Origin of the sequence: Acinetobacter sp. YH12076, from assembly GCF_013419525.1 — a bacterium.
GTDB classification, from domain to species: domain Bacteria; phylum Pseudomonadota; class Gammaproteobacteria; order Pseudomonadales; family Moraxellaceae; genus Acinetobacter; species Acinetobacter amyesii.
Window position 1 is genome coordinate 55,993 of record NZ_VOZY01000012.1, and the last position, 13,135, is coordinate 69,127.

Below are 13,135 nucleotides of genomic sequence, written 5' to 3' on the forward strand. Positions count from 1 at the left end.
ATTGAAAATAAAAAACCGCCAAGTATGGCGGTTTTTTTATTGCATGATTTATTTACTAAAAATAGCTACTTATAACCATGCTTCGGTGTCATCTGCAACAGCAGAACCATGGATGACATGCATAATCATCGAATGGGCGATACTTCCTTTGAACGGAATTTCAGGTAATGCATCAAATTTAAAGAAAGCCGCATCACTTATTTCTTCTTCTTGTAATTGAAGCTCACCTGAAGCATATTCTGCTTTAAAGGCGATCATTAAATTACTTGGGAAGGGCCAAGGTTGGCTTGCCAGATATTGAATATTTTTGACCTTCAGCCCAACTTCTTCTTCAGTTTCACGACGAACTGCTTCTTCTAGAGTTTCACCGACTTCAACAAAACCTGCGATCAGTCCATACATAGCACGGACATTTTTTGCATTTTTTGCCAATAAAATTTCATCTTCACCACGGGTAATGACGGTAATGACACAAGGATTGACACGAGGGTATTGGTGATATCCGCAAGCGGGACAAACCATAGCATATTCTGTGGCGTGGACTTGAGTTGCAGTACCGCAGTGGCTACAAAATTTATGATTACGGCGCCATTCTAAGAGTTGAATAGCACGGCTGGCTTGTTCAAATTGCTGAACATTCCAAAGTTGTAAAAGCTGACGAATAGGGATTAGCTGTAAGCCTTCAGGAATTGGCTCATTTTCAAATAGATCACGGGCAATCACTTGATCACCCGTGCCAATATTTAAATCACTTGCGAGTTGTTCAACTTCGGGAAGTTGAAAGTTTTCATCGACCAGCAATTGCTGTTGTTTGAAGATATACGCAAGTGATAATTTAGACATTAGGCTGCTGCTGATTTCAGTTTTTCGCTACTGTCCAATGCTACCTTAAACATGCCCTGTAAAACAGGTTGTTTGTTCTTTAAATTGTCAATCAACATATCTGCGCTTGCCAATGAATCTAATGCTTGATTCACTTCGTTTGCTTCAATCGCTGTTGAAGATTCAACTCGTTTCAAAATGAATTGAGCTGTTGAGTTCAGTGCATTTTGAGCTGCATCTGCATTGAGGAACAACATTGCACCACCAATTTCACGGAATTGAGTTGCAGTCGCTTCAAGTTGTGTCAAATCTTGGTTTTGTAAATACTGAACCAAAGATTGGCTAGCAGCATCAATTAAAACCTTGGTCTCATTTAACAGAGCAGCGTGTGCTTCATCTAAACGGTCGAGTGAAATATTCATATTATTCACACGAAGTTGTAAGCGGCTAGAAGTGTGATGACGCTCAAGCACACCAATCGAGTTCATGGCAGACAAGATATTGTTCATCAACTGCTGGGCAAAGCTTTCATCTTGTAAAATCTCAGCATTACCTAATGACGCAGCTTGACGCGACAGGTCGTTATACGCTTCATTTAAGTTCAAGACTTTGAAAATATTTGCCAATTCGTTTAATTTCGCTTGAAGTTCTTGGGTTTTTTCAGGCGTCATATTTTGATAGTTAAATTCAATATCATTACGAATTTGCGTCATTTCAGTCGTAACCAATTCACCAATGGTATGCATGGTGTCGAAGTCAGGACCATATAAATGACGACTGAAAACTTGCAATTGGGTGTCGGTAAGAAGGTCTTCACCGATATTTAATTTGCCACGAATATGATGAGAAATGTCATCTTCTTGGCTAATGTTTAGACTTAAGACATTGGCTAAATCAGAAATGGATGCTTTAAAGCGCTCAGTTCCTGCAAAATATTGAGCCATATTGCGCTCAATGCTCACCAAGGTACGTAAGCGAGCATCGGTAATTAAGATTTGATCAATTTGATTAAACGCAACAAAAACCAAGTTCCAATATTGTTTGCTTGGATGTTTGTCTGAAAGACCTGCTAAATACGCACCGACCAATTTAATCGCTTGCAGATCCAGCTCAGTTTCTTCTTGTTTAATCAATTTATTCAACGCCAACTTATACAGACGGTGAACGTATTTTGATTTTTCAAGTGCAGGAGCTTGAGGTAGGTCAAAGTCAGGAGTAATACAATCGAGTAGGGACTCAATGTGTTGGCCTTCCGACGTTAGAGGTTTACCTAAAGATAGTTCTAGACGATTAAGACTGTCCAGCAGGAATTGTGGAATTTTAACTTCACGTAGGCAGATAAATTCGATGTAGCGTTTCAGCATGGTCGTGCCTTCGCTCAGTGCGATGACATCTTGAGTGTTAATTTGCGCAGGATTCCCCATGATCTTGCGCATTAACTCTGCTGAATATTGAGCGATTTTTGCCAAACTTGGCATATCAACTAAAGCTAGTACTTGAGCACATTGTTCAAATTGAATCAGTGCATCATCAATCCCGAAAGGTAAAGTTTGATCTTCAACTAAGGTGCTGACTGCTGATTCGACTAACTTGATTGAGTTATCAACCTCATTTTTTATTATCAGCAAAGCCGTTGGATCAAAATGGATAGAGGTTTGGTAAGACATGTATCTGCACCTTTCCTAGATGTTTTATCTTGTTTATTAACCGCCCCTTAAGGCGGCCCATGTTTATGGTTTTACTATAGCGTATGTAAGAATTGTTTATATACAAAAAGTAACACGAAATTTAGATTTTATTTCGCAAAAAGGCAAGGTGTACCATGTTTTTCTTCAAATTGTTTGACCCATGTCTCATGGGCTTCAAGTTCATCTGCTGAAGGTAAAATCACTGGTAAATCTATTTCAACAGCGGCGCGGGTTTGCGAACCATCTTCATTTTGCGAGTGGGTCAGGGCATCGATATCAAAGGATACCTGACCACCCGTCATTGCTAAGTATACGTCAGACAGAATTTCCGCATCGAGTAAGGCACCATGGAAGGTACGGTCACGTTGTGGAATTTCGTAACGACGCACTAATGCATCGAGTGAGTTTTTCTGGCCTGGATGCTTGGCTTTGGCCATAGCCAAGGTATCGGTGACTTCGCAAACTTCAGATAAGGCCACAAAACCGGCACGTTTGAACTCCATATCAAGGAAGTTCATATCGAAGGTTGCGTTATGCGCAATGATTTCTGCGCCTTTTAGATAGTCAAATAAGACATCAGCAATTTCAGCATACAGTGGTTTGTCTTTTAGAAAGTCATCACTGATTCCGTGAATATTTTCAGATTCACCGACAGGTTTTTGCGGGTTGATATAAATATGAATTGAGCTACCGGTCAGTTTGCGGTTAATCATTTCCACTGCACCGACTTCAATAATACGGTCGCCATCTTGGAAATAGAAACCTGTGGTTTCCGTATCCAAAATTAATTGTCGTGGGCCAGATACATCGACAGTTGCTGGTGTAATGACAATCATTGGATGGATTTCAGCAGCTTGCTTAGACTGTATAGGGGCAGCTTCATTCAACGCTGAAGCAGTGTCTGTTGCTTGTTGTTCTATCGTAATGTCATCAATCTGCTCTGCGTCAATAGCTGACTCGGCTGAGATTTCTTCTGCTTCATCCTCGCTATCAGCAAATTCAAGTCCAAATGGATCATTTAATAGCCAGTCAGGTTCAGCTTTTTTTTTAGGTGCTTCAGCTGTAGATGATGCCGCTTGTTTGATGTGTTCGAGGGTTTTTTCTGCGCCTAGATTGGCCAATTGATCGGCCATTTCATTTCCCGGATGGCCTGCATGCCCTTTAATCCAGTTCCATTCAATTTCCCGACCCTGACAAGTTGCATCCAGTAATTTCCACAGATCTGGATTTTTAACATCTTTCCAGTTTTTCTTTTTCCAACCATGAATCCACTCGGTAATGCCTTGTTTGACATAGTTAGAGTCTGTCCAAATAATCAGTTTTGCATCGGACGGACAGTGTTGAATGCCTTCAATTGCAGCAGTCAATTCCATACGGTTATTGGTGGTTTCAGCTTCGCCGCCGCAGAGTTTTTCTTCTCCAGTTTCACGGATGATATAGGCCCCCCAACCCCCTAAGCCAGGGTTGCCTTTACATGCACCATCAACATAAAGCGTGATTGTTTGAGACATAAATCAAATCCGGAGAAAAACGAGCATTCAGAACCGTATATTGTATAACGCAAATGACGGGGAGAAATCCATTTCTAGCGATTTTTTTAATTTCTTGTAACATTTATACTGAAATAGCGTTAAATTAACGCCTTGTGTCTGTATTCTGCTTCACTACAATGGCATATCTAAAAAATAAATTTTATATGAGTTGTCTGGATTTTTTTATGTATAAATCAACTGCGACTGTCTGGCAGCCTACGTTACCACAAATTTTTAAATTTACAGTCTTGGGTTCTGCGCTCGCAGCTCTTGGTCTGACGGGCTGTTCTTCATCGCAAACGACTAAGCAGAACTCAGCAAGTAAACAAGTTGGCTCAAACTTTCTCGATGCCAATAGTTTAGATTCACTCGAAGATTTACTTTCTGCAACAGACATGCGTGCCGTAGAAGGCGATCGCCTTTTAGTGCTGAAGCATGGTGATGTCTGGAAGCGTATGACTGTGGGTTTCAAAATGGATTTGAACCACTGGGATACGCGAATTGAAGCGCAGCGTGGTTGGTTTATCTCACGTCAACCATATATTGATCGTTTAAGTGCGCGTGCGTCCCGTTATTTATATCACACGGTTAAAGAAGCAGAACGTCGTGGTTTGCCGACTGAGTTGGCGTTATTACCAGTGATTGAAAGTTCTTATGACCCAGCAGCAACCTCAAGTGCAGCCGCAGCAGGCTTATGGCAATTTATTCCAAGTACTGGACGTATTTACGGCTTAAAACAAACCTCAATGTATGATGGTCGTCGTGACGTAGTGGAATCAACGCGTGCAGCGTATGAGTTTTTAGGTGCGCTACATAACCAGTTCGGTTCGTGGGAATTGGCTTTGGCTGCATATAATGCAGGGCCGGGCCGCATTCAACAGGCGATTAACCGTAACCGTGCGGCAGGTTTGCCAACGGATTATTGGTCACTAAAACTGCCCCAAGAAACCATGAACTATGTCCCACGTTTCTTGGCTGTTGCTCAAATTATTAAAAATCCAAGTGCCTATGGCGTAAGTTTACCGCCAATTGCCAACCGTCCACACTTTCGTGAAGTGGCTGTAGGGCCTGCAAATTTAAATGAAATTGCATCTATTACCGGTTTAAGCCGTGCAGAACTCTATGCACTAAATCCCGGGCATCGTGGCGATGTGATTGACAGCAGTAGCCCAATGCGGATTTTAATTCCTGCGGATGTGAGTCCATCAGTCGATGCACGTTTGAAGAAATTACAATCAGGTGGTTCATCAGGTTATTGGGCAAGTAATTCAACTTATAACTTACCAAAAAATAATGTTGAAATAACACCGTCACGTGTTACTCCACCGGAATTAAATAGTAAAACTATTCAGCCCGCTAAAGTGACGCCACCTATGCTTAAAACACAGCCGACAGTGACAGCTTCTGCCAAACCACCTGTAGTCGCTGCAACGGTAACGCCGAGTGTTCCATCAGGAACGAAAGGCAAAACGCCAATAGGATCATCTGCTTTGGCTGCTTTTGCATCGAATAGTGATATTCCAAGTGCGCCGCGTATACCAGTCGCTGTAACACCTTCGACTCCTGTGAAAGCCGTGTCTGTCGAGCCACCACTCAGCGCAAATGAGCGTGAGCAAATCATGGCGGCTATTAAAGCTGAAGGTGAGACCAAAACAATAGATGAGGTATTAAAACCAGTAGCGACTAAAGCAGAACAAGAAGAAGTCGTTCAGGAAATTAAAGCTATTGCGCCGAAAGGCACTGAAATTGTCGATCCTTATGATGGCAAGATTAAGTTGACTGCGATTCAGACCAGTCAGTCAATTGCAGACCAACAAGGTAAAGAACTGACGAAAGGGTTCTCTTACCCGAAAAGCGTGGCTGAAAATACAGGTGCAGATTCCGAAGAAGCCAAACGCAACCAAGGTAAAAATGTCATTCGTACAGATTCTGAAATTGTAGTTGTACCACCTAAAGGTAAACGCAGTACTTATACAGTTTTGGCGGGCGACACATTAGCGTTGATCGCGATGAAAAATGGCGTGAATTGGCGTGATATTGCAGCTTGGAACCAAATTTCGCCAGATTCGACCTTGTATGTCGGTACAACCATCTATTTATATGATGCGAAACCGATTGTGCAAAATAATGAAGAATCGAAAGCCAAGCCTATTGCAGATAGCTATGTGGTGAAAGCAAATGACAGTCTTACAGCTGTTGCGAGTCAATTTGGTTTAAGTACGAAGCAACTCGCAGACTACAATGGTTTAACCACCACGAGTGGTTTATATGTTGGGCAGAAATTATCCTTAAAAGAAACGCCTGCATCTAAAGCAAAATTGGAAGCTGACAAGAAAGCAGCTCAAGTTGTCGAAAAACCTGCAAAAGTTCAAACCAAATCCTACACGGTAAAACGTGGTGAATATCTAAAACTCATTGCAGATCGTTATGCGCTGTCAAATCAGGAGTTGGCAGATTTAACAACTGGTTTAACGGCTGGCAGTAGTTTGATGGTTGGGCAAAAAATTAATGTGCCATTACAATCTATAGCAGATGCAGAGAGCAAAGTTGAGAAGCTCGAAAGCAAAGTCGTGAATCGCATTGAAAATGTCAAAGTTGATCCTGCGTATAAAGTTGAAAGCTATAAAGTGCAGCGTGGTGATACGCTTTACAGCATTGCGACGCAGTCAAAAATCAGTTTGTCAGAATTGGCGAGTCTAAATGATATGTCGGTAAATAGTGGGCTGATGGCTGGGCAAAGCATTAAAGTTCCTGCAAGTTCAACTGTTCCGGATACATATGTGGTGCAGTCTGGCGATACACTGACAGGCATTGCTAGTCGCTATGATTTAGGCATGGACTATGTCGCAAATTTAAATGGTATAGAGCGTAGTTCTGGTCTACGCGTTGGGCAGAAATTAAAATTAACAGGTGATGTCGCACCGGTTAAAGTAGAAACCAAAGCTGAGGCGACCAAAATTGAAAGCAAAACCAATACACGAACGAATTCCGTTGATGCGACCGATATTCATGTGGTGAAATCAGGTGAAACATTGGGTGTGATTGCGAAGAAATATCATCTTCAATTACGTTATTTAGCTGAATTAAATGGCCTAAATACCAATAGTGCGATTCGTGTAGGGCAGCGTTTAAAAGTAGATGGTGAACTACCTGCTGATGTAGCTAGTAAAGCAACTGAAACCAAAAAAACGGAAGCTAAATCCTCTACGAGCAATGTGAGACCAGCAAATACTGAAAGCTATACTGTGAAATCAGGCGAGTCTTTAAATTCGATTGCTAGTCGGACAGGTTTAACTGTGGCAGCATTGGCTGAATTAAATAACTTGAACCCCCGTGCAGGACTGCGTGTCGGTCAAAATTTACAAGTCCCTAAAACTATCAGTGAATACCGTATTAAACGGGGCGATACATTGATTGGTTTAGCAAGCCGTTATGGACTTGATACATCAAAACTTGCTGAAATGAATGATATACAACCGTCTGCTCAGTTACGTATTGGTGAAGTCATTAAAGTACCAAACTGAGTCCAAACATTAAGGAGTTAAGTTGAATGTATTCTGCTTCAACTTCGCGTTACGTGTTTGGTGTGACTTTGAGCATACTTTCAACAGGGGCGTGGGCTGCGTTGCAGACCACGCCTTTTCTTGCCATACATAGTAGCCCTCAATATCATCAATTACAGGCAATGCCCTATGCCAATCCTCTTGCCAATAAAGGGGGATTTATCACGACCTCGAGTATTGGGAGTTTTGATAATTTAAACAGCATGAATGGAAAAGGGCGTTCTGTTGAAGGTATCAATTATCTTTTTGATAGCTTGATGAGTTCATCTTTAGATGAACCGGGTGTGATGTATCCATTGCTTGCCGAAAAGGTGACATTTGACCCGAAAAAAACTAATTTTGTTATTTTTCATTTAAACCCAAAAGCACGGTTTAGTGATGGTTCTGAACTCACTGCTGAAGACGTTAAATTTAGTTTTGATACCTTTCAAACTAAATCAAATCCCGGTCTACAAATGTACTTAGCGGATTTGGACAAAACAGATGTTTTATCTAAATATCAGGTGAGGATGAGTTTTAAATCTGGTCATAATACTGATTTGCCCATGATTTTGGCGCAAATGCCGATTTATTCCAAAAAAGATTGGGCAAAAAAAGATTTTACTCAAATTACATTGCAGCCCATATTAGGCTCAGGCCCTTACACGATTGAGACGATCGATGCAGGTAGGAGTATTCGCTACAAGCGAAATCCTGACTATTGGGGGCAGAACTTAGCCGTCAATCGTGGTCGCTATAATTTTAACCATCTGAAATATGTATATTATCGCAGCCCAGACATAGCCTTTGAAGGCTTTAAAGCAGGTCAATTTACGTTATATGAGGAAAAGACTGCACGTAATTGGGTGGGAGCGTACAATTTTCCTGCTTTTAAAGACGGTAAAATTGTCAAATATCGCTTTAAACATGAACGACCGATTCCCACAAAAAGTCTCGTATTTAATACTCGTCGTGCGCCATTTAGTGATATTCGCTTTCGACAAGCTTTAACCTATGCTTATGATTTTGAATGGCAAAATAAAGCATTATTTTATGGGCAGTATCAGCGTTTGCAGAGTTATTTTAGTAATAGTGTGCTAGAAGCGAAGGGGAAACCCTCTATCCAAGAGTTGGATATTTTAAAACCGATGTTATCGCAACTTGATCCTATTCAAAGACAGGGGGTCTTATCCAATTGGCAATATCCCGTTTCTGATGGCAGTGGATTTAATCGAAAAAATCTGCTGCATGCACGCCAACTGTTATTGAATGCGGGTTATCTTTATCAAGACGGCCGATTGGTGGATGCAAAATCTCGGCCTGTGAAATTCGAAATCTTGATTCAGCAACAAGATTTGCAGCGAACCTTAATGCCATTTATACGAAATTTGAAACGTTTAGGTATTCAGGTGCTATTGCGACAAGTAGATGGACCGCAATACACCGAGCGGATGCGAAATATTGACTTTGATATGATCGTGGATGAAATGCCTCAATCGCTCACTCCAGCGGGTGAGCAAGCTCAACTTTGGGGCAGTCAAGCAGCTGACCAAGTGGGTAATTATAATTACGCAGGGATTAAAAATCCTGTAATAGATCAGCTCATTCAACAGGTGATCAATGCTCCAAATCGGGAAGAATTGATTATTCGTACGCGTGTTTTAGACCGCCTGCTCAGAGCGGGTTATTATCAAATCCCAATGTTTGGGCAAAGTGAAAACTGGTTTGCCTATTGGCATATGTATAAGCAGCCTTATGTCAAACCTAAACTTTCTGTTGGGATTGACTATTGGTGGAGTAATGAAGCGCAATCGAAAAAAGTTGCAAACTATTTGCGCCAACAATAAATACTAATGAATGACAGGGAATATTAAAGCAACATGGGCACATATATTTTAAAAAGATTGCTCCTGATTATTCCAACATTGTTTTTCATTTTACTGATTAACTTTGTCGTGATTCAGATTGCACCGGGAGGACCTGTTGAACAAGCCATACAGCAAGCTGAGTCCTTTCAAGGTATGGGAAACACAGGTGGTGGAGAAACTGCGACGACAGGCAGTAAATACCAAGGTGCTAAAGGCCTCAGTGAAGAAATGGTGGCAAAAATCGAAGCGCAATATGGTTTCGATAAACCATTATTCGAACGTTTTTGGCTCATGTTAAAGGGCTATGTAACGCTAGATTTTGGTACCAGTTTTTTTAAAGATAAGCCTGTGACCCAGCTACTTTGGGAAAAGCTGCCTGTATCCTTATCCCTTGGCTTGTGGAGTACCTTGCTGATCTATATGGTGTCTATTCCTTTAGGCATTAAAAAAGCCCGTCAACATGGTCTGCTATTTGATAAAAGCACGTCTATTTTATTGGCTATCGGCTACGCCATTCCTGCTTTTGCCTTTGCTATTTTACTCATTGTATTTTTTGCAGGTGGTTCATATTTTCAGTGGTTTCCTCTACAAGGTTTAGTTTCAGAGAATTTTGCTGAGTTAAGTGTATTTGGCAAAATTGCAGATTATTTTTGGCATATGGTGTTGCCTTTGTTTGCTATGGTAATTGGTGGTTTCGCTGGCTTAACTTATCTGACCAAATACTCTTTTATGGAAGAACTAAATAAGCAATATGTTCTTGCTGCTCGTTCTAAAGGTTTGACCGAATCACGTGTGCTGTATGGGCATGTATTTCGTAATGCAATGCTCATTGTCATTGCTGGTCTACCAGAAGCCTTGATTGGCATCTTCTTTGTGGGAAATCTATTTATTGAAATTATTTTCAATCTAGATGGGCTGGGGTTATTAGGATTTGAAGCCATTGTACAGCGTGATTATCCAGTCATTTTCGGTACCTTGTTTATTTTTACCTTGATGGGGCTGATCTTAAGATTAATCAGCGATGTCATGTATCAAATGATTGATCCACGAATTAATTTTGATTCGCAGGGGGCAAAATAATGTCTCCGATCATGCAAGCGCGTTTTCAACGTTTTAAAGAAAATAAATTAGGCTTTACATGCTTTATCAGCTTTGCCTTGATTTTTATGTTGTCATTAGCTGTCGAGTTTATTGCCAATGATAAACCGCTCTTGGTTAAATACGATGATTCTTTATACGTTCCCGTATTAAAAAGTTATCCAGAAACTGCTTTCGGTGGCGTTTTTGAAACTGAGGCAGATTATAAAGATCCTGTGGTACAGCAACTGATTGAAGATAAAGGCTGGGCTGTATGGCCACTGATTAAATTTTCCTATCAAACACCGAATTTAGAGTTGGCTGTGCCTGTGCCATCTGCACCGACTGCACAAAATTGGCTCGGTACCGATGACCAAGGACGTGATGTGCTCGCACGTATTTTATATGGATTACGTGTGTCGCTCCTGTTTGGCTTTGCATTAACCTTCGCTTCAGCCATATTGGGCATCATCGTTGGGGCTATACAGGGCTATTATGGTGGCTGGCTGGACCTCATTGGTCAACGAATTTTGGAAGTCTGGGGTGGACTACCGATGCTATTCATGGTGATGATTTTGGTCAGCATGTTTACGCCGAGTGTGTATTGGCTCTTTGTCATTATGCTGTTGTTTGGTTGGCCCACTTTAGTTGGCTTGGTTCGTGCAGAGTTTTTACGGGCGCGTAATTTTGACTATGTACGTGCAGCACGGAGTCTTGGTGTTACAGATAGTACGATTATGTTTCGGCATATCTTACCAAATGCGATGAGTTCTAGTTTGTCACAGCTACCTTTCATGCTTACGGCAAATATTACGGCACTCACAGCCTTAGATTTCTTAGGTTATGGCTTACCGCCTGATGCAGCGTCATTAGGTGAGTTATTGCTTCAAGGGAAAAACAATCTGAATGCACCTTGGCTTGCCTTATCGGGGTTTTTTACCTTAGCGATCGTGCTGTCTTTATTGATTTACATTGGGGAGGCGACACGTGATGCATTCGATCCTAGACGTCAATAATCATCAAGTTAATGTACCTCCCATCGTATTAGCGGTTGAACATTTACATATTTCACATGCAGCACAGGTCTTGGTTGAAGACCTGAATTTTAAATTGCATGCAGGTGAAACGTTAGCCATTGTTGGAGAAAGCGGTTCAGGTAAATCGATTAGCAGCCTAGCTATACTCGGTTTGTTGCCAAGTGATCTGCAGGTCACAGGCAGCGTCAGCCTGAATGGACAAAATATTCTTGGACTGAGTCCTGAGCAGCACCGAAACATTCGTGGACAGAAAATTGCCATGATTTTTCAAGAGCCGATGACGGCCTTAAATCCCTTACATCGTGTGGAAAAGATTGTTGGTGAGTCACTGTTGTTACAGGGTTGGTCGAAGGCAAAAACACGACAGAGGGTTATAGAATTATTAAATGATGTGGGTATTCCGGATGCTGAAGATAAATTAAGACGCTATCCACATGAGTTATCAGGCGGGCAGCGTCAACGTGTCATGATTGCCATGGCATTGGCCTTAGATCCTGATATTTTAATCGCTGATGAGCCAACCACGGCTTTAGATGTTACTTTGCAAGCGCAAATCTTAAATTTATTAAAGTCGCTACAACAGCAGCGTAATATGGCGATGATATTAATTAGCCATGACCTGAATTTGGTCAAGCGCTATGCCGAACATGTGATTGTGATGAATCGTGGGCAAGTGGTGGAGCAAGGTGGTGTTCAGGAAATTTTTGAGCAACCGAAGCAGGCGTATACCAAAAATCTGTTAGACCATGATTTTGGAGTAGCGATACAAGTTTCGCAAACTCAAAAACTTTTAGAATTACGCCAGTTAGGAGTGAAATTCCCAGTCAAACAAGGCTTATTGAACCGCATCAAAGATTATGTCATTGCGGTAGAAGCTTTGGATTTAACTGTGGCTGAAGGTGAGTCGATCGGTATTGTTGGAGAGAGTGGTTCAGGGAAAAGCTCTTTAGCACTGGCTATTGCTCGGCTCATAGAAAGTGATGGCGAAATTATGTTAAATCAACACGCCATCAATCAACTTTCAGAAAAACAGCTCAGACCTTTACGTCGTAAATTTCAAATCGTCTTTCAAGATCCATTCAGTAGTTTAAATCCACGGCTCAATGTAGAGCAAACCATTGGCGAAGGTCTGGCCTTACAGCATTTATCTGCAAATGAAATTGTACAGCGTATAGATGAAGCTTTGCAGAAAGTCGAATTAGCAAGCTCATTCAAGCAGCGTTATCCACATGAGTTATCCGGTGGGCAACGGCAGCGAGTTGCCTTGGCACGTGCGTTGGTTTTGCGTCCTAAATTGCTGATTCTCGATGAACCCACATCGGCGCTTGATCGGACGACACAAAAAGCCATCGTGAAGCTACTACGGCGCTTGCAGCAAGAATTTAATATGAGTTATTTATTTATCAGTCACGATTTACACGTGGTCAAAGCCTTGTGTCAAAAAGTGTTGGTACTGCGTCATGCCAAAGTCATGGAATTTCAAGACACCGCAGATCTATTTGCGCGACCACAAACGGACTATACCCGTAAATTAATTGAAGCCAGCCAATACTAAAATCAAACTTATGG

The 13,135-nt window shown here is 41.5% G+C and carries 8 protein-coding genes; 5 read left to right on the top strand and 3 right to left on the bottom strand.

What is annotated here, in order from left to right; genetic code table 11:
- Positions 1-69: 69 nt before the first annotated feature.
- The 3 genes from nudC to dnaQ all read right to left on the bottom strand — a co-directional run bounded on the left by nudC (position 70) and on the right by dnaQ (position 4,021).
- A complete protein-coding gene (gene nudC, locus FTU22_RS12610) occupies positions 70-843 on the bottom strand; it encodes an NAD(+) diphosphatase (protein ID WP_180094759.1) in 774 nt (257 codons plus the stop codon).
- On the bottom strand, positions 843-2,489 hold the full coding sequence (locus FTU22_RS12615; protein WP_078192930.1) for a chemotaxis protein: 1,647 nt from the start codon (positions 2,487-2,489) through the stop codon (positions 843-845). Before FTU22_RS12615 ends, nudC begins: the two co-directional genes overlap by 1 nt.
- Positions 2,490-2,617: 128 nt before the next feature.
- Positions 2,618-4,021 (bottom strand): DNA polymerase III subunit epsilon, encoded by a 1,404-nt coding sequence (gene dnaQ, locus FTU22_RS12620; protein ID WP_111885856.1) that lies wholly within the window; start codon positions 4,019-4,021, stop codon positions 2,618-2,620.
- 206 nt (positions 4,022-4,227) lie between these two features.
- Between dnaQ and FTU22_RS12625 the strand changes: the two genes are divergently transcribed.
- The 5 genes from FTU22_RS12625 to FTU22_RS12645 are packed head-to-tail and all read left to right on the top strand — an operon-like array spanning position 4,228 to position 13,121.
- Positions 4,228-7,566 (top strand): LysM peptidoglycan-binding domain-containing protein, encoded by a 3,339-nt coding sequence (locus FTU22_RS12625; protein ID WP_180094761.1) that lies wholly within the window; start codon positions 4,228-4,230, stop codon positions 7,564-7,566.
- A 26-nt stretch (positions 7,567-7,592) separates the two neighbouring features.
- Positions 7,593-9,431 carry an extracellular solute-binding protein gene (locus FTU22_RS12630; protein ID WP_180094763.1) on the top strand — a complete coding sequence of 613 codons (1,839 nt, stop codon included), beginning with the start codon at positions 7,593-7,595 and terminating at the stop codon, positions 9,429-9,431.
- Between the two features lie 33 nt (positions 9,432-9,464).
- Positions 9,465-10,532 carry a microcin C ABC transporter permease YejB gene (locus FTU22_RS12635; RefSeq protein ID WP_180094765.1) on the top strand — a complete coding sequence of 356 codons (1,068 nt, stop codon included), beginning with the start codon at positions 9,465-9,467 and terminating at the stop codon, positions 10,530-10,532.
- Positions 10,532-11,545 carry an ABC transporter permease gene (locus FTU22_RS12640; protein ID WP_180094767.1) on the top strand — a complete coding sequence of 338 codons (1,014 nt, stop codon included), beginning with the start codon at positions 10,532-10,534 and terminating at the stop codon, positions 11,543-11,545. Before FTU22_RS12635 ends, FTU22_RS12640 begins: the two co-directional genes overlap by 1 nt.
- Positions 11,520-13,121, top strand: a complete 1,602-nt coding sequence (locus tag FTU22_RS12645; protein WP_180094823.1) for an ABC transporter ATP-binding protein — start codon at positions 11,520-11,522, stop codon at positions 13,119-13,121. The genes FTU22_RS12640 and FTU22_RS12645 overlap by 26 nt, the downstream gene beginning before the upstream one ends.
- Positions 13,122-13,135 lie beyond the last annotated feature (14 nt).